This window comes from Bartonella sp. AC158YNML (assembly GCF_042196725.1).
In the GTDB taxonomy this organism is placed as follows: Bacteria; Pseudomonadota; Alphaproteobacteria; order Rhizobiales; family Rhizobiaceae; genus Bartonella.
This window is the reverse complement of the sequence record NZ_JBHIQU010000013.1, coordinates 1-17,987: the sequence shown is the minus strand read 5'-3', so window position 1 is coordinate 17,987 and position 17,987 is coordinate 1. Positions and strand designations below refer to the sequence as shown.

Here is a 17,987-nt window from a genome sequence, read left to right as displayed (position 1 = left end):
CTTTAAGAAACTCCAAGCGCTTTAAGTTTACGGTGCAAAGCTGAACGCTCCATGCCTATAAATTCAGCAGTACGCGATATATTTCCACCCAAACGTCCAATCTGCGCCACTAAATATCTCTTTTCAAACAATTCTCGTGCTTCACGCAACGGTAAATCCATTATACTCTCATCCGAATCCATTTGAAGACGTGGCAAAGAATCATTCACTTCACTGGGAAGAAAATCCGCTGTTATAGGACCATCCCCATCCCGCACAAGAATAAGAAGACGCTCAATATTATTACGTAATTGTCTTACATTACCCGGCCAAGCATGCGTTTGCAAAATAGCAATCACATCATCACTGATTTCACGTGGCTTAATCCCAACCTGCTGTGATATTGTTTTTACAAAATGATGAACAAGTTCTGGAATATCTTCACGACGAGCAGAAAGGGGCGGAACAGTAATGGGAACAACGGAAAGACGGTGGAAAAGATCTTCTCTAAAGCGCCCGTCAGAAATGAGGTTTTCAAGATTTTGCGCTGTCGAAGAAATGATACGAACATCTACTTTAACACGTTTTGTACCGCCAACTCTCTCAAATGTTTGCCCCGTTAACACCCTAAGAATCTTACCTTGAGTCTCACGTGGCATATCAGCAATTTCATCAAGATAAAGTATTCCGCCATGGGCTTCCTCCAAGGCACCGATCTTGCGCTCTCTTCCCTCCATTTCGCTGCCAAACAACTCTATTTCCATTCTTTCCGGAGTAATCATTGCTGCATTTATTGTAACAAATGGCCCATTTGAACGTGTTGAGAATGCATGAATAGCTCGTGCAACAGTCTCTTTTCCCGCTCCTGAAGGACCTGTTATCATGATGCGACTATTGGTTGGCGCTACTTTTTCTATGATTTGACGCAAGTTTCTTATAACTGCTGATTTTCCAAGCAGCTCCAATGTCTCGTTTGAACGTTTTCGCAATTCTAAAAGCTCACGTTTTAAATTTGAGTTTTCAAGTGTTCTCTCTGCAACCAATACAAGTCTATCAGCTTTAAAAGGTTTTTCAATGAAATCATAGGCCCCTCGCTTTATAGCAGAAACGGCAGTCTCAATATTACCATGACCAGAGATCATAACGACCGGAAGAGCTGGATAGTGCGTTTTAATTTCATCAAGCAACGCTAAACCATCGAGGCGACTCCCCTGTAACCAAATATCTAAAAAAATGAGCTTTGGAATACGCTCACTAATTTGAGCTAATGCTTCATCAGAGTTACAAGCAACACGCGTTTCATAGCCTTCATCATCCAAAATACCAGCAACAAGTTCACGAATATCCGCTTCATCATCAACAATCAAGATATCTGATACCATACTATTCCCCTATCTTATGATTTATAGCTTGTATAATACTACCCTGCTTACCCCCAACCGTCGGAAACATCAAACGGATCATCGCACCACGACCTTCATAAAAACTCTCCGGTGCATCATGAAGCTCCATGGAACCACCGTGATCTTCAATAACTTTGCGCACAATGGCCAGCCCGAGTCCTGTCCCTTTCTCCCGTGTTGTTATATAAGGTTCTAATAACTTTTGTCTTTGCTCTTTAGGAAGTCCTTTCCCGTTATCAACAACATCCACAACCACCCATTCTTCTTGATGATAAGAACGGACAAGAATATGACCGTGAATATTTTCCTCTCGCATAACCGAATCTATGGATTCGCTCGCGTTTTTGATCACGTTGCAAAAAGCCTGTACAATGAGACGGTTATCAAATGCACCCATAAGTGGTAGAGTTCCTAAGTCTTGCTCAAAATGAATATCATGTCGTGTCACTTCTATCAAGAAGCACGCTTCACGCAACAATTCACGTATATCTAAAACATTCATTTGTGGTTTGGGCATACGTGCAAAAGAAGAAAACTCATCAACCATACGCCCAATATCTCCAACCTGTCGAATAATTGTATCAATACACCGCTCAAAGACCTCTCTATCTTGTGTAATAACTTTGTTATAACGTTTACGAATACGTTCAGCGGATAATTGAATAGGTGTGAGGGGATTTTTAATTTCGTGTGCAATACGCCGTGCAATATCCGCCCATGCCGCTGTACGTTGCGCTGCAACAAGGTCTGTAATATCATCAATTGTTAGAACCCAAGATCGCCCCTGTCCATCATCTTCCTCCATCGTAACTTGGACATTACAGACACGCTCTTTTCCTGCAACGTTTAAAGTGACCTGTTCACGGTGATTTTTACGATCCAATGAACGCGCAAACTGAAAAACCTGCCAAATTTCAGCACTTAAAGATAAAAGACTTTGTCCAACAACATGTTCAGAGCGAATATCAAACATCGCTTCAATAGACCGATTGATAATGGTGATATCACCATTATCATCTATTCCTGCTACTCCCGCCGTTACACCCGATAACACAGCTTCAGAAAAACGCCTTCTCTCATCAATTTGATCACGCACTGCAATCAACTCATTGCGCCGACTTTTCAATTCACTAACCATATAATTAAAAGTTTTAGATAATTGCCCAATATCGCCATCTTTTGCTCGTACTGGCACGAAAATTTCCATATTTCCAGACGCAACATCATCAGCAGCACTAATGAGAAGACGAATAGGACGTACTAAGCGATCAGCCACAGCAATAGCAGCCCAAATAGCTGATAAGAATAAACTAAAAAAAAGACATAAATAAAGCATACCAAATGCAATTTGTGTCAGAAGGCGATTTTCATTTAAATCACGATAACGATCCGTATTGACTTCTGTCAAACGCAAAGCAGATAAAACACCTTTATCAACGTCACGCACCAAATATAAAAATGTGTTTGGAATATTGGTAAATTTTAAAATAATACCGAAATAATCATGAACGCCTGGTTGAAAAGAAAAAGGCCTTGCACTGGTTGCACGCTCAATAAGATTGGAAGGAGGAATTGGCAGTTTATCCTCATCACCAAGAGCACTCGATACGAAAATAGTTCCACTAGAACTTAACAAAAATGCACCACGTAAATTGCGTCCCATAGCATGACGCGTCAATTGCATCCGATATTCAGCTGGATTACGTTCTAAAAGTTTTTTATTATCAAGTGCAAATGCCATAGCGTAGGATAAATTTTTTAAATTTTGAAGCATTTCATCTGCATAAGCATTTGCTAAATCAATAGAAGAACCCACAATTTGCCGTGTTGTTGTATCAAACCATCGATCAAGTCCTAAATTCAGTGCTGGCCCTGACACAAGAGCTACAGCAACAGCTGGCATTGTTGCAACAAGTGCAAACAATGAAATAAGGCGCACATGAAGACGTGAGCCTGCACGCCTTGAACGCCAAGCACGAATGATCGGAACCATCTCATAAAAAACGATGATAACAAGCCCTAAAACCAAAAAACTATTAATCCCTATAAGAATAAGGGTTACTGTTCTACTGGGAACAACAGGAGTTAAGCCAATAAGAATAATGAACGAAATAGAGGCTGTAAGTAAAGCCAACACAATAATTGTAATACCTAAAAAGATATATATCTTACTTAAACGATACAACTCATCATTAAAAGTATTTTTATCTATGTCTTGAAGATTCGTCACAGATGTTACATTCATCATAAGCTTACATACCCTTATTCCCATTATCCTCATATAATCTTTTGTAACAAAAATTGACAATAATAATACTACATTTAAAATAGAGCAAATATAGTCAATGAGAAAGAACTTCTGCATTTTGCAAAATATCTTTAAAATAAAATACGTTCGACGATACTTTACAAAGGAAATGAGATGCGATTAACAAAACAAACAAATTATGCTCTTCGGATGCTCATGTATTGTGCAGATAATCAGGAAACTCTCAGTCGTGTTCCAGAAATTGCTAAGGCATATGCCGTTTCAGAACTTTTTTTATTTAAAATCCTTCAACCGCTTGTTCAAGCAGGTTTTATCCAAACAGTGCGTGGACGCAATGGTGGTGTTAAATTGGCTAAACCTGCAGCAGAGATTTCAGTCGCTGATGTTGTGAAAGTAACAGAGGATAACTTTTCCCTAGCAGAATGTTTCGATACTGCAGAACCAACTTGCCCATTGATAGATTTTTGTGGTTTAAATACCGCACTTCAAAAAGCATTAAATGCTTTTTTTGAGGTATTATCAGTGATATCCTTGGCTGATCTACAACGATCACCCTTTCAAAATCATTTTAAAATTAATGATAAAAGAGTAAACTGAGGTTATAATAATATAAGGAGATTAAGTATTTCTATTGCAGCAATAATATTAGCCGCTGGACGCGGTGAAAGAGCAGGATCTCCCCATAAAATTCCAAAACAATATCGGCTTCTAGGACAAAAGCCGATTATTTGTCATACCGTGCATTGTTTTTTGCAGCATCCAGCCATCACAACGATTATTCTCGTTATCCATCCAGAAGATCGTCAAATCTGTGAACAAGCTGTCGCCGACTTTAAAGAAAGCCTTATTATCGTTGAAGGAGGAAATACACGTCAAATCTCTACCTTACATGGTCTTCAAGCTCTTAGAAAATTTAATCCACAATATGTTCATATTCATGATGGTGCTCGCCCCTTTATCAAAAATGAGCTCCTTGATCACATTCATACCACCGTTACTCCTCAAGAAGGTGTTCTTCCTGTTCTGCCCATCTCGGATACCCTTAAACGTGTAAATAATCAGCATGTTTTAGAAACAATTCCACGCACCCATCTTTATAGTGCACAAACCCCACAATGTTTTCCCTTCAAAAATATCTTAGCTGCCCATCAACAAGCAAAAAAAGCTTGTAAAGAAGACTTCACTGATGATTGCGCAATTGCCGAATGGTTTGGACTTCCTATGCTTACTGTTCCAGGTGATCCTAACAACATAAAAATTACATGGCATGAAGATTTTGATACCGCCCATTTATATCTCCAGAAAAAAATGCAAATGTTTCCTGATATCCGTACTGGTAATGGTTATGATGTTCATTCTTTTGAAGAAGGAGATTTTCTTATATTATGTGGTATCAAAATCCCTTTTTATAAAAAATTAAATGGACACTCCGATGCGGATGTCGCTCTTCATGCATTAACAGATGCCCTTCTTGCAACTCAAGGTGCAGGAGATATCGGTACTTATTTTCCTCCCTCTGATCTTCAATGGAAAAATGTATCATCAGAAATTTTTCTCCGTCATGCTCTTGAGATTCTAAAACAAGCAGGTGGTCGCATTGCCAATGTTGATATCACAATTATCGCTGAAAATCCTAAAATTGGTCCTTATCGTCATGCCATGACAGAAAATCTTATGACAATACTTGCAATTACGCCTGATCGAATCTCTATCAAAGCAACAACAAATGAAAAGCTCGGATTTATTGGTCGTGGTGAAGGGATTGCTGCTCTTGCAACAGCGTGCGTTCTTTATCCAGGAGAAATTCCCCAATGACATATTTTTGTGAAAAACAAGCGCGTAAAGTCCTTAATACCTGTTGCCAAAAAGGTTTGCTGTTAACAACTGTAGAGTCTTGTACAGGAGGGCTCATTGCTGCAAACCTCACAAATATTGCGGGATCGTCAGATGTTCTGGATTGTGGATTTGTTGTTTATTCAAATGAATCCAAAACACGCCTTGTTGGCGTATGTGCTAAACTTATAAAAACCTATGGTGCCGTTTCAAAAGAAGTTGCTCTTGCAATGGCTGAAGGCGGATTAAAACATTCACAAGCTGATATTGCAGTTTCTGTAACAGGCGTTGCAGGACCAGGAGGCGCAAGTCTCAATAAACCTATAGGACTTGTGCATTGCGCAGTTGCTTACAAAAATCACTCCTTCCTACACAAAGAAATGCACTTTGGTCATCTTAATCGCAATGCTATCCGCCATGCAACAGTTGAAAATGCTTTTAAAATGATTCTGGAATTGCTTCACTGAATTCTCCCCACTAATTTTAAAACTCTCTATTCCACGTTGAGTCTATAATCATCAACCTCTTGAAAAAATAATTTATTGTATCATAAGTTGAAAATAGAAGATCTGAATAGCGTAAAGTTATCTCACTTTAGTCCTGTGTAGATTGAATTAATCAAATTTATTCACTTGCACGCCACAAGAGAAAAAACTGTATAAATAAAATGATCAAAGAAAGGGACACTTGTACCTCTCTCTCAGATGCTAAGAGCTGGCATAACATCTTGAGAGATGGCAAATAAATGGTGCAGACTGACTTCTTCATAAGTGTACAAATGTAGATTTTATATACTTTTACGAGAATCTATCCTATTTATTATGAGCACTATTATGAAATGGATATGATGCAAGCATGCTCTATTTGGGCGTTTTGTTTAACAAATGTGCATCCATTAAAAAAGAGAGAAACAAAAGCGTGAAGCTGTGCATCATCTTCATCATTTAAAGTGATATTCCTTTAGTATGTTTTGAAAGCTGCATTAAAAATAAATCGTAAAGATGAAAATCAGTTTTCATCTTTACACTTTTATAAACAATGTGTATTGTTAAAAAATAACAGAGTAAATTATGCTATTGTCGAGCCATAAATCTGATGTGCACGTTTTTCAAAGGCATCGGTAAATTTACGAAACGCAATATCAAACATTGAACCCATCACGCGTCCCAGCATTTTACTTTTAAATTCATAATCAATAAAAAACTCTACATTACATGCATTGGTATTTTCAATATTATGAAAGACCCAACGATTTTCAAGATATTTAAATGGACCATCAATATAGTTAACCTCTATCAAACTTTTCTTCGGCTGAAGAAAAACCTGGGTCGTAAAAGTTTCTCGAATAACTTTATAACCAACTGTCATATCCGCAAGAAGCAATGTCTTTTCGTCACATTCCTTGCGAGAACGTATTATTAAAGCCTCACACATTGGTAAAAACTCAGGATAACGTTCAATATCTGACACAAGATCAAACATCTCATGAGCACTATGGGCAACTTGCCGATGTGTTGAAAAAGTTGGCATAATTATCTCTGTAAGGCAAATTTTTCATCACGCGCTTTTTGCAAAATAGCAAAATCATCTCCTGCATGATGAGATGAACGCGTCAGAGGATTGGAAGCCATATGCAAAAAACCTTTTACTTTGCCAATTTTAGCAAAAGACTCAAATTCTTCAGGAGGGACAAAACGAATAACTGGATGATGTTTTCGCGTAGGCTGCAAATATTGTCCAATTGTCATAAAGTCAACATCAGCAGAGCGCAAATCATCCATCAATTGTAGAACTTCATTTCGTTCCTCCCCAAGGCCAACCATAATACCTGATTTCGTAAAGATTGTTGGATCAAGTTCTTTAACGCGTTGTAAGAGTCGAACTGAATGAAAATAACGTGCTCCTGGACGAACCTTTAAATATTTAGAAGGAACTGTTTCTAAGTTATGGTTAAAAACATCAGGCTTAGCAGCAACAACGATTTCTAAAGCACCATCCTTATGACGAAAATCAGGTGTAAGAACTTCAATTGTCGTTTTACGAGCTTTTTGACGAATCGCATAAATAACTTTTGCAAAATGCTCAGCGCCACCATCAGCAAGATCATCACGATCAACAGATGTAATGACAACATGTTTTAGTGCCATCTGTGCAACAGCATCAGCTACACGTTCTGGCTCATTATGATCAACGGCAAGCGGAATCCCTGTTGCAACGTTACAAAAAGCACAAGCACGCGTACATATCTCACCTAAAATCATAAAGCTGGCATGCCGCTGGCTCCAACATTCGCCAATATTAGGGCAACCTGCTTCTTCACATACAGTCACTAACTTATGCGTACGTACAATACCATGTGTTTCCTTATAAATTGGTGATGTTGGCGCTTTTACACGAATCCAATCCGGCTTTTTTTGAACGCTTGTATCCGGACGATGCGCCTTTTCAGGATGGCGCAAACGCCTATTCGTAACTCTATCAACAACCGTAACCATTTAAGCCTTTGCCTTATAAATACGAAGGAGCAATAAAAAATTTAAGATCTTTCATACAATCTAATCATCAAGCGTTTAAAACTTGATCATAAGCATCCAATACACTTTCTTTCATCATTTCCGATAAAGTCGGATGTGGAAAAACAGTATGCATTAATTCTTCCTCTGTTGTTTCAAGATTCATGGCAATGACAAACCCCTGTATTAGTTCTGTTACCTCAGCTCCTACCATATGGGCTCCAAGAAGCTGTCCTGTTTTTTTATCAAAAATTGTTTTTACTAACCCTTGATCTTCACCCAGAGCAATCGCTTTGCCATTCGCGGAAAAAGAATAACGACCAATACGTATATCATACCCTGCTTCTTTTGCTGTTGCTTCTGAAAGCCCTACAGAAGCAACTTGCGGTGTGCAATAGGTGCATCCTGGAATTTTTTTCTTATCAAGCGGATGAACATTCTTTAAACCAGCAAGATGTTCAATACATATTACGCCTTCTTCTTCTGCTTTATGGGCTAACATAGGAGGGCCTGCCACATCACCGATAGCATAAATACCCGCAACTCCTGTCCAACTCCATTCATCAGTTACAATACACCCACGATCGGTTTTTATTCCCAAAGCTTCTAATCCAAGATTCTCAATATTACCCTGCACCCCAACAGCAGAAATCAATCGATCAACAGTCATTGTCTCTTTTTTACCTTGAATATCAATATGTACAGTTACAGAATCGGAAGACTTTTCAACCCTTGTTACTTTTGCTTGACGAAGAACACGTAAACCTTTTTTCTCTAATTGTTTACAAACAAATGTTGAAATTTCAATATCTTCAGCAGGCATAATGTGGGGCATTATTTCAACAACAGTGACTGTCGCCCCCATATCATGATAAAAAGAGGCAAATTCAATGCCTATAGCCCCAGACCCTATGACCAAAAGCGATTTTGGCATTTCTGGCGGTATCATAGCTTCAAAATAAGTCCAAATGAGATTTCCATCTGGCTCAATACCAGGAAGGACACGAGGACGTGCACCCGTTGCAATAATGATATGCTTTGCTTGGTAAATTCCCTCTCCCAAAGTCCCTTTAGGGACTGGATTTTGTGGTTGCATAACCGGTTTGGAAGATGAAGAAACCATAATTTCCGCAGGCTGGCTTCCCTTTGCTTCTTTAGTAAGCTTTGCTTCACCCCAGATAATATCAATTTTATTTTTTTTCATTAAAAAAGCAACACCAGCATTTAAACGTGCTGAAACACCGCGTGAACGTGCCACAACATTTTTGATGTTTGCCTCAATTGAACCATTAATTTTTAGTCCATAATCTTTTGCATGTTCAGCAAAATGTTTCATTTCTGCTGAACGTAAAAGAGCCTTTGTTGGAATACATCCCCAATTTAAACAAATCCCTCCCAAATGTTCACGTTCAACAATCGCAGTCTTAAAGCCACATTGCGCTGCACGAATTGCGGTTACATATCCGCCTGGACCTGATCCAATCACAATTACATCATAAAGATTTGCCACAGTAATTCCTCCATGGATATATATAAAATGGATATGCATTTTTTGAACTTAAGACTGAAAATGAACATAACAGAATTATCTTGTGTCTTTATATTCTAAGCTTTCTATAAATGCTTTACCCAAACTAGAAACAGCAATACCTCTGCTCTTCAAACTCTTTAAATTTGTTTTTATTCTCTTAACTACACTCTCTCACAATTTACGTGAAGAACTGTTAAACAGTTCAAACCAACATTGCTAATGGATTTTCAATCATCTTCTTAAAAGTCCGCGCAAGCTCTGCTGCTAAAACACCATCGACAGCACGATGGTCCGCAGAAATTGTAACTGACATAACTGTCGCAATAGCTAATGCACCATTTTTAACAACAGCACGTTGCTCCCCTGCACCAATCGCAAAAATTGTCGCATGCGGTGGATTAAGAATAGCAGAAAAACTTTTCACACCATACATCCCCATATTGGATACAGCTGTTGTTCCACCCTGATATTCTTCCATTTTTAACTTGCCCTCACGCGCACGCTTTGCAAAATCCTTCATCTCTTTGGAAATAAGCGATAACGGCTTTTCCTCTGCATGGCGAATAATCGGCGTAATTAATCCATTGGGAATAGAAACAGCAACCCCAACATCACAATGTTTATGATGAAGCATTCCACCTTCAAGCCAAGAGACATTCGCATCAGGAACCGCTTTCAAAGAAAGTGCGACAGCTTTGATCACCATATCATTAACAGAAATCTTATAAGTAGGCTTAGCTTCTTCTTGCATCTTAACCATTGGTGCAGCTGCATTCAATTGTGTACGCAGCGTTAATAGCGCATCAAGTTCACAATCTACCGTTACATAGAAATGTGGGACCTTCTGTTTTGATTCCACCAAACGTGTAGCGATTGTTTTACGCATATTATTATGGGGTGTGAAAACATATTCATCCTCTTTGAAGAGTTTCAATATCTGTTTCTCAGAAGCACCTGCGGCTACTGGCTCTCCTGTCTGTAACAAATAAGAAGTCTTAGAAATATCACCGCTCATAACTTTTTCTACATCACGCTTAATAATACGCCCATGCGGACCACTCCCAGAAATAAGGGATAAGTCAAGACCTGCCTGAGATGCTAATCGCCGCGCTAAGGGAGAGGAAAAAAGACGAGGGCTCTTTTTATCTTGCTGTATTAATTGTCCAGTTGATGATTCATGAGATATTTTTGTATCCTTGGAGTCCGTCCGCTTCGGAGAATCTATCTGTTTGATGCCCTTTGGTTCTTGTCTTGTAGAAGAAGAGATTTCTTCTGCAACTTTTGCAGCTTCAGCTAAATCTTCACCTTCTTCTGCTAAAACAACAATTAAAGCATTCACTTTAACGCCTTGTGTTCCAGCAGGAACGATAATTTTAGCAACCCTACCTTCATCAACAGCTTCGACTTCCATCGTCGCTTTATCCGTCTCAATTTCAGCAATAACATCACCAGAGGAAACCTTATCTCCCTCCTTAATATTCCATTTTGTTAAATTTCCCTCTTCCATTGTAGGGGAAAGCGCTGGCATTGTAATTTTAATGGGCATCGTGCTTTCCTCCGTTTGCTCTGTACGTTACAGCCTTAACAGCCTCAATAATTTCAGCCGTATTAGGCAAAGCCAATTTCTCAAGATTAGCGGCATAAGGCATCGGAACATCTTTGCCAGAAATCGTAGCAATTGGCGCATCAAGATAATCAAAAGCCTGCTGCATAACACGCGTTGCAATTTCAGTTCCCACAGATGACTGAGGAAATCCCTCTTCAATTGTGATCAAACGACCTGTTTTTTTAACTGAAGAAAGAATTGTTGGAAGATCCATCGGGCGAATGGTTCGTAAATCAATCAATTCAACATCAATACCAAGTTTTTCAATTTCTGGTAATGCTTGAACTGCATAATGCATCCCAATTCCACATGCAACAATCGTCACATCTTGTCCAGACTTATGAATACGTGCCTTACCAATAGGCAAAAGAAAATCATCCAGTTGAGGAACATCAAATTGATGCCCGTACAAAATCTCATTTTCAAGGAAAATAACAGGATTATCATCACGAATAGCTGCTTTCAGCAAACCTTTTGCATCTGCAGCGCTATAAGGCATAACAACTTTCAGACCTGGTATATGACTATACCATGCTGCATAACATTGAGAATGTTGAGCACCAACACGGGCAGCCGCACCATTGGGACCTCGGAAAACCATAGGAGCGGTCATTTGTCCACCAGACATATAACGTGTCTTGGCTGCTGAGTTAATAATTTGGTCCATCGCCTGCATCGCAAAATTAAAGGTCATAAACTCGACAATAGGACGTAACCCACCAAAAGCAGCCCCGACAGCCAGCCCAGCAAAGCCGTGCTCTGTAATTGGGGTATCAATAACTCGGCGTTCTCCGAATTCTTCCAACAAACCTTGACTAACCTTATAGGCACCTTGATATTGCGCAACTTCTTCCCCCATAAGAAAAACTGTTTCATCACGCCGCATTTCTTCAGCCAAAGCCTGATTAAGCGCTTCACGAACTGTCATTGTAACCATTTGTGTTCCCGCTGGAATATCAAAATTAAGAGATGTATCAAAAGTAGGAGCAGCCTGCGGAACTGACAAAGGCAGAGAAAGAGAAGATTCCTTAGTTTTTTGTGCTGTATCAGTAGGTTGCGAAATATCCTCAGCACGCTCACCTTCTTCTAACAAAACCGCAATAACAGTGTTAACCTTTACACCTTCAGACCCTTCAGAAACAAAAATTTTACCAAGAGAACCTTCATCAACGGCCTCTACTTCCATTGTAGCCTTATCTGTCTCAATTTCAGCAATAACATCGCCAGCGCTAACCTTATCGCCTTCTTTCTTAAGCCATTTAGACAGTTTACCTTCTTCCATGGTGGGTGAAAGCGCCGGCATCAAAATATCAATAGACATACTTGCTTCCCTCGCATCAAACTAAAATATCAGTATAGAGCTCAGAAGCATCTGGCTCTTGATCACTTTGTGCAAAATCTGCCGCATCAGCAACAATTGCACGGACCTCTTTCTCAATAGATTTTAAATCGTCCTCGCTCGCCCAATTTTTTTTAAGAATCCGACTTTTTACTTGATCAATCGGATCATGTTCCTCTTTTACTTTTTGAACTTCTTCCTTTGAACGATATTTCGCTGGGTCAGACATGGAATGACCACGATAGCGATAGGTTTGCATATCAAGAATGATTGGCCCTTTACCCGAACGTGCCCAAGAAATTGCTTCATCAGCAGCTCCTTTTACTGATCGAACATCCATACCGTCAACAACAATACCTGGAATTTCAAAAGAAAGACCACGACGGGAAAAATCAGTTTCTGCAGATGCACGTGAAACGGACGTTCCCATAGCATACTGATTGTTTTCAATAATATAAACAACAGGCAGCTTCCAAAGTGAAGCCATATTAAAACTCTCGTAAACCTGCCCCTGATTTGCAGCACCATCACCAAAATAAACCAATGTCACATTATCTTTACCAAGATATTGATTCGAAAATGCCAAGCCTGAACCAATGGGAACCTGCGCCCCAACAATACCATGTCCCCCATAAAAGTTTTTTTCTTTAGAGAACATATGCATCGAGCCACCTTTTCCTTTGGAAAAGCCCCCTTGGCGCCCCGTTAATTCTGCCATAACACCACGCGGACTCATCCCAACCGCTAACATATGTCCATGATCACGGTAAGACGTAATAACCTGATCACCTTCTTTTGCCGCTTTCAATGTTCCAACAACAACGGCTTCTTGCCCAATATAAAGGTGACAAAATCCCCCAATAAGCCCCATACCATAAAGTTGTCCTGCTTTTTCTTCAAAACGGCGAATTAAAAGCATTTCACGATAGGCAACAATTTCTTCCTCTTTTGTAAAATCTGCTATTGGTGCTTTCTTTGTGGTGCTTGATAATGCAGTGCGCGCCGCCAACGCAGAATTTTTTTTAAGTCGTTCTGCCATATTAAACTCCCTTTTATGATTATTTAGGAATAACCTTTACGAACAAAAGTTACAAGCCTTATCAAGCGGCTTAAACAATATCATTGCTGATTGTTGTTTAAATTAAGCGATTTTTCATTTACCTTTAGTATCAATTTCAAGGTATTAAGATTGTCAGTTCATTTGGCTTAGAGAAGTTCAAATTCTTTCGGACATACTCATCCAACATATCTTTTTCTATATGCCCGTTGCGTAAAAGAGAAATACGCTTTTCCATGAATATCCGCTCAGCTTCTATTTTATGAAGCTCCTTTTCTAATTCACTAATATGCTGATTAACTTCACTGCGTGAATACAATCCATACTCACCATGATAAATGTGATAACTGAAATAGCTTAAGACTCCCACCGTCATAAGAGGTAGTACAAAGCGTACTTTGATTGATCGACGTTTCTGCTTTGTCCACATAAAATAGCACAGTCTTTATAGCACAAATTTCTTAATATTTTGCCCAACTATGCATGATTTTGATTAATACCTCATTACCAAATATACACCAAAATAATTTGTTATTTCAATTTATCCCTCCTCAAGACAATCAAAGTAAGCTGAATGTCCCACTTTTTGTATTACAAATATTGGATGTCCCACTAACTTGTGATTTTACACCCATCTTTGTCTTTAAAATTTCCTGTTAAAATAACTATAAAATCAATCAATACCCAAGGTGTAATTATAAAAATAATCCCTAACCAAAAAGTAAATGGTAGACTGATTACTTAGTATATTTATAAGAAGCATTGCAATGCCAGTTCCAACTTTACCAACCATAAAACGATGAATCCCCAATGACCAAAACACAAGCAAACGATCGCTAACAACACTTTTGATTGTTGTGACGGCCATGCTGACAAGATAGGGAAAACAGATTTAATGGGGTACACCCTTCACGTAAAACAGAGCGCCATTGCGTTGCAGTTCCACGGGCTTGTTTTAAAGAGACATCTCTCAAAGCCCCAAGCCCATTTCCTAACGTTGACCATGAATAGTATAATGGTAAATCCATGAGCATCATCATCTTTACGCTTATGGCGAAGCAAACCAGCACCATCACGCACTTTTCTAGCTCTAAAATGCTGCAACGCAACACTCTTTTATACTTGAAGCAATTTATAAGAGGTACATTTAATTCTCTCTTGTACAATTTTTATCCACGCAAGCTTCCCCGCTTGTGACGTGTAAGAAAATGGTTTTGATTAATTTAACATGGAGCAGATTTGAAATAAGAGAATCTTACGATATTTGGAACTCTCATTCAACATGCAAAACAATGAACACTCTTTATAAATTAATACCTTATCTTAAAAGAGAGTATAAAAGCACCCTTACTCTTTGAGTAAGATCTCTATACTCTCGAGAAGACAGAGCTAGCGTTATCTGTTTAAGCTTACAAAACAATGACATTTATAAAGTTAATCAGCCGTGTACACACATATCTAGAAACTATAGCGTAACCCCAAAATACCTTGAAGAGCATTCTTAATCTTGTGTCCTTTTAGATAGTATGTTTCCGCATAAAGTGTTAGTTTATCATTGACCGAACCGTTTAAACCAATTCCCAATTTACCCGCACTGCCTGATAAGTCCGTGATAAATTTATGCTGGTTATTAATTGTCGTATAATTATTATCTATATTCTCACGCAACCAAGCTGCCATAATGTAAGCTGTTAATGAAGTTTCTGAATTCACAAAAAATTCATGTCCTGCAGTCAATCCAACTTCACTGCGGAATGAAGTTGATGGGCTTAGATCCCCAATCATTCCATTGGAAAGTTTTATTTTTTTACCTTCAACCTGCAAACCTGTTAGCTTGATATAAGGCTGCATCCAAGTATTCTGTGCCGGTTCAAAATAACAACCAATCTCAAATGATCCACCTATCGCCCACTGATTGTAATGACTTTGAATCACTAAGCTATTCGTTGAGATGGCTTTCAAATCATCCTGGTAATAATTATATTTCAAAACACTATCCATATACCATCCACGATGATCAAAATAAGTTGCGTAAGTTCCAATGCTGTAAGAGCTCAAACTACTGTCACCACCTCGTGCATGAGAAACACGTGCTTGATCATAACTCCCAAAACCACCAACATACAACTCTCCATGCCTTAATTCACTCAACTGATCAGCACCAAAGACTAAACCTGTCTGCCCAAGTTTAAAGTGTGTATGGCCTGTCGCAATGCGTTCTCTACTCTTAATTGCATAAGTCCATAATTCGATATCTTTCTTATTTCTGTCCCAAATTTTTCTACCATTCCGTATAATTTGCAACTCATTGTTAAAAATAAGTCCAGGAACTACGGACAACGTTAACACTGCATCTGTAGAGGGAGTCGTTGATGTTTCACCAGGGAAAAAAGGATTTGTTGGATCTGGAATAGAGTTTTCTGGCCCACTGAGACGGTCTGCCGATAAAAACCACACTTTTCCATTTTCATCCTTTCTTTCTTTCAATCCATACATATAAGTTCCACCATCAATGGCGTTAATTTTTTCACCCTTAAGATCTGTCAGCGTAAAATTCGCTCCACCACTTTGATCCGTAATTAAATCACGTTTATTTGAAAAAGGATCCGTGATTTCAACGCCAGAATCAGCAACACTTATCGTATGATTTCCAGCCCCTTTCTCAACCAAGAGATAATCACCACGATTATGAGCAATCGTAGTATTGAATGCAAAATGTAAACTGCCTGAAAGATTATTCACATGCAGCTGAGAATAATATGGATCGGAACCAGTAAATGCAAAAATAACACTCCCCTCACCACTTAATTTTTGTATCAAAGAACTTTTTCCATCAAACTCATTAGTAATAGAGTACAGTTTTGTATCTTTTCCATTCAAAATAATATCTTCTACTGTAGTGCGATGTTGATCATTCCCAGCATAAAGATGAAGTTGCCCAGAATGATTTACCTGTATTTTGCCTTCTAATGTCGCTCCAGCATGCACCCATGATTTTGTTTCATCATTCATTGTTAGATTTTTTACAGATCCATCAGTATCTATTTCCTGAATAGCGTTCTCATTTAAAGTAACTCCAATGGCCTGACCACCTTTTAAGATACGCTGTTTACCACCACCAAAAACCTCTGTATCAAACGCAAAACCATTATTTTTTGCACTTTGAGATTTTTTTCCAATCTCTTGTACGCCCCCTCGCATAACTTTCGTATTCCAAACTTTTCCCCCATCATATACTTTTTGTTGGCCTAGTGTTTCATCTTGACCATAAATTACGGTATGAGAAGCACTACTCCCTTTAACCTCTTCTCCAACATCCCCTTCCCCAAAAACCAGTTGCTCACCACCATAAATTTTAGTCCCCTCTACTTTTCCTCCATTTCCAACACTTTGTTGTCCGCCTTCTTTAACAACAGCATTTTTCGAAAGTCCTTGTTTTCTCTTTAAAGCCTCAACATTTTCAATTCCACCATGTTCAATTTTACTATTCTCACTGAGACCTCCTGCATACACATAAAGCTCTGCACCATTCTTTACTGTATTATTAATGGATCGCCCAGGACTATCAATCTCACCATCATTTGAGATGTATGCTTTACCTTCATTATCAAGGATATAATTTTCTAGCAGTGCCCCATCTTTAATGGAGATAAGTTCAGGTTTTTTAAGAAACGCAGTATTTTGTTCTTGTGTATTATATCCAATATTGTCACGATAATTGCTGTCAAGCGCCTGTTGACTCATGAATACTCTAGAACCCTTATCCATAATAAAATCACTAGGCTTTTTTAAAAAGTCTAATTCATTGCGCGTTCTTACCATGACATCATGAGAGGCTCCAAGGATGCATCTTGCTGATTTCATATCCTCATTGTATTGATTGTGAAATACTTTGTCATTTTCATAACTTGAAGATTGACAAAAAAGCGGTGCCCCCCCCTCATTTGCAGAAGCAGCATGCACAAAACAGCTGCTCAACATGAGTATCCAAAAATTTCGTTTCCATTTATATTGTATCGCCATATCCTCCCCCTTCACGTCTGCATAGACACCAAACGTAATTAGCTCTACAAAACATATTTTCAACCTTAGATTGTAAACAATCCTTTTTAAAAATTCTCTTTATCTCATAAAAAATTGTTCTTTACAGTTTTTTAAATACTTTTTTGATCACGAATATAAGAGCGTTTTTATAGTGCTTCTTTAGCATTTTCTCGGAGTTTTCTTATCAAAGAAAAAAGTAATGCATAATAAAGTATATAAGGGTATACAGCTTATCATGACAAGCGAAACTGCATGCTCTGAAAAATTGTTCTCTGAACCTTTATTAAAGACCTTTAAACAATCATACATTTAAAGGTAACTAAAAAATAACCATATAATTAAAAACTATAGCGTACACCTAAAATACCCTGAAGGGACTGTTTTGTTTTACGTCCTTTAACATAATGGGCCTC

14 protein-coding genes and 1 pseudogene are annotated in these 17,987 nt (G+C 38.6%); 3 read left to right on the top strand and 12 right to left on the bottom strand.

Features of this window, described 5'->3' with window-relative positions; genetic code table 11:
* Window positions 1-2 precede the first annotated feature (2 nt).
* Entirely contained in the window at window positions 3-1,361 is a 1,359-nt protein-coding gene (locus ACFIM1_RS07300) for a sigma-54-dependent transcriptional regulator (RefSeq protein ID WP_375609611.1), read from the bottom strand.
* Between the two features lies 1 nt (window position 1,362).
* Entirely contained in the window at window positions 1,363-3,627 is a 2,265-nt protein-coding gene (locus ACFIM1_RS07295; protein WP_375609618.1) for an ATP-binding protein, read from the bottom strand.
* A gap of 177 nt (window positions 3,628-3,804) precedes the next feature.
* Here ACFIM1_RS07295 and rirA point away from each other — a divergent pair, with 177 nt between their 5' ends.
* From rirA to ACFIM1_RS07280, 3 genes are read left to right on the top strand one after another with little or no spacing between them, the layout of a single operon-like run.
* On the top strand, window positions 3,805-4,248 hold the full coding sequence (gene rirA, locus ACFIM1_RS07290) for an iron-responsive transcriptional regulator RirA (protein WP_375609610.1): 444 nt from the start codon (window positions 3,805-3,807) through the stop codon (window positions 4,246-4,248).
* Window positions 4,249-4,275: 27 nt separating this feature from the next.
* Entirely contained in the window at window positions 4,276-5,466 is a 1,191-nt protein-coding gene (locus ACFIM1_RS07285) for a bifunctional 2-C-methyl-D-erythritol 4-phosphate cytidylyltransferase/2-C-methyl-D-erythritol 2,4-cyclodiphosphate synthase (protein ID WP_375609617.1), read from the top strand.
* Complete coding sequence (locus ACFIM1_RS07280; RefSeq protein WP_375609609.1) at window positions 5,463-5,951, top strand: CinA family protein; 489 nt, start codon at window positions 5,463-5,465, stop codon at window positions 5,949-5,951. Before ACFIM1_RS07285 ends, ACFIM1_RS07280 begins: the two co-directional genes overlap by 4 nt.
* Window positions 5,952-6,552: 601 nt before the next feature.
* On the opposite strand, the gene ACFIM1_RS07275 is transcribed toward ACFIM1_RS07280, so the two are convergent.
* The 10 genes and pseudogenes from ACFIM1_RS07275 to bafA all read right to left on the bottom strand — a co-directional run bounded on the left by ACFIM1_RS07275 (window position 6,553) and on the right by bafA (window position 17,553).
* A complete protein-coding gene (locus ACFIM1_RS07275; RefSeq protein ID WP_375607661.1) occupies window positions 6,553-7,014 on the bottom strand; it encodes a type II toxin-antitoxin system RatA family toxin in 462 nt (153 codons plus the stop codon).
* 2 nt (window positions 7,015-7,016) lie between these two features.
* Complete coding sequence (lipA, locus tag ACFIM1_RS07270; protein WP_375609608.1) at window positions 7,017-7,979, bottom strand: lipoyl synthase; 963 nt, start codon at window positions 7,977-7,979, stop codon at window positions 7,017-7,019.
* Window positions 7,980-8,046: 67 nt separating this feature from the next.
* Window positions 8,047-9,507 (bottom strand): dihydrolipoyl dehydrogenase, encoded by a 1,461-nt coding sequence (gene lpdA, locus ACFIM1_RS07265; RefSeq protein WP_375607663.1) that lies wholly within the window; start codon window positions 9,505-9,507, stop codon window positions 8,047-8,049.
* A gap of 223 nt (window positions 9,508-9,730) precedes the next feature.
* Entirely contained in the window at window positions 9,731-11,074 is a 1,344-nt protein-coding gene (locus ACFIM1_RS07260; protein WP_375609607.1) for a pyruvate dehydrogenase complex dihydrolipoamide acetyltransferase, read from the bottom strand.
* Entirely contained in the window at window positions 11,064-12,455 is a 1,392-nt protein-coding gene (locus tag ACFIM1_RS07255) for a pyruvate dehydrogenase complex E1 component subunit beta (RefSeq protein ID WP_375609606.1), read from the bottom strand. Before ACFIM1_RS07255 ends, ACFIM1_RS07260 begins: the two co-directional genes overlap by 11 nt.
* Window positions 12,456-12,471: 16 nt before the next feature.
* Window positions 12,472-13,512 carry a pyruvate dehydrogenase (acetyl-transferring) E1 component subunit alpha gene (gene pdhA / locus ACFIM1_RS07250; protein ID WP_375609605.1) on the bottom strand — a complete coding sequence of 347 codons (1,041 nt, stop codon included), beginning with the start codon at window positions 13,510-13,512 and terminating at the stop codon, window positions 12,472-12,474.
* A 136-nt stretch (window positions 13,513-13,648) separates the two neighbouring features.
* Entirely contained in the window at window positions 13,649-13,960 is a 312-nt protein-coding gene (locus tag ACFIM1_RS07245) for a septum formation initiator family protein (protein WP_012754998.1), read from the bottom strand.
* Between the two features lie 243 nt (window positions 13,961-14,203).
* Entirely contained in the window at window positions 14,204-14,323 is a 120-nt protein-coding gene (locus ACFIM1_RS07240; protein WP_375609604.1) for a hypothetical protein, read from the bottom strand.
* A 100-nt stretch (window positions 14,324-14,423) separates the two neighbouring features.
* Window positions 14,424-14,634 (bottom strand): annotated as a pseudogene (locus ACFIM1_RS07235) (Arm DNA-binding domain-containing protein); the annotation flags it as partial.
* 354 nt (window positions 14,635-14,988) lie between these two features.
* Window positions 14,989-17,553: a BafA family autotransporter gene (bafA, locus tag ACFIM1_RS07230; protein WP_375609603.1), complete on the bottom strand. Its 2,565-nt coding sequence runs from the start codon at window positions 17,551-17,553 to the stop codon at window positions 14,989-14,991.
* Window positions 17,554-17,987 lie beyond the last annotated feature (434 nt).

Excerpts from the sequence above, each read along its gene's own strand:
- ACFIM1_RS07300 (WP_375609611.1), bottom strand. The coding sequence starts at position 1,361 with ATGGTATCAGATATCTTGATTGTTGATGATGAAGCGGATATTCGTGAA.
- ACFIM1_RS07295 (WP_375609618.1), bottom strand. The coding sequence starts at position 3,627 with ATGAATGTAACATCTGTGACGAATCTTCAAGACATAGATAAAAATACT.
- rirA (WP_375609610.1), top strand. The coding sequence starts at position 3,805 with ATGCGATTAACAAAACAAACAAATTATGCTCTTCGGATGCTCATGTAT.
- ACFIM1_RS07280 (WP_375609609.1), top strand. The coding sequence starts at position 5,463 with ATGACATATTTTTGTGAAAAACAAGCGCGTAAAGTCCTTAATACCTGT.
- ACFIM1_RS07275 (WP_375607661.1), bottom strand. The coding sequence starts at position 7,014 with ATGCCAACTTTTTCAACACATCGGCAAGTTGCCCATAGTGCTCATGAG.
- lipA (WP_375609608.1), bottom strand. The coding sequence starts at position 7,979 with ATGGTTACGGTTGTTGATAGAGTTACGAATAGGCGTTTGCGCCATCCT.
- ACFIM1_RS07260 (WP_375609607.1), bottom strand. The coding sequence starts at position 11,074 with ATGCCCATTAAAATTACAATGCCAGCGCTTTCCCCTACAATGGAAGAG.
- ACFIM1_RS07255 (WP_375609606.1), bottom strand. The coding sequence starts at position 12,455 with ATGTCTATTGATATTTTGATGCCGGCGCTTTCACCCACCATGGAAGAA.
- pdhA (WP_375609605.1), bottom strand. The coding sequence starts at position 13,512 with ATGGCAGAACGACTTAAAAAAAATTCTGCGTTGGCGGCGCGCACTGCA.
- ACFIM1_RS07245 (WP_012754998.1), bottom strand. The coding sequence starts at position 13,960 with ATGTGGACAAAGCAGAAACGTCGATCAATCAAAGTACGCTTTGTACTA.
- ACFIM1_RS07240 (WP_375609604.1), bottom strand. The coding sequence starts at position 14,323 with ATGGTTGGTAAAGTTGGAACTGGCATTGCAATGCTTCTTATAAATATA.
- bafA (WP_375609603.1), bottom strand. The coding sequence starts at position 17,553 with ATGGCGATACAATATAAATGGAAACGAAATTTTTGGATACTCATGTTG.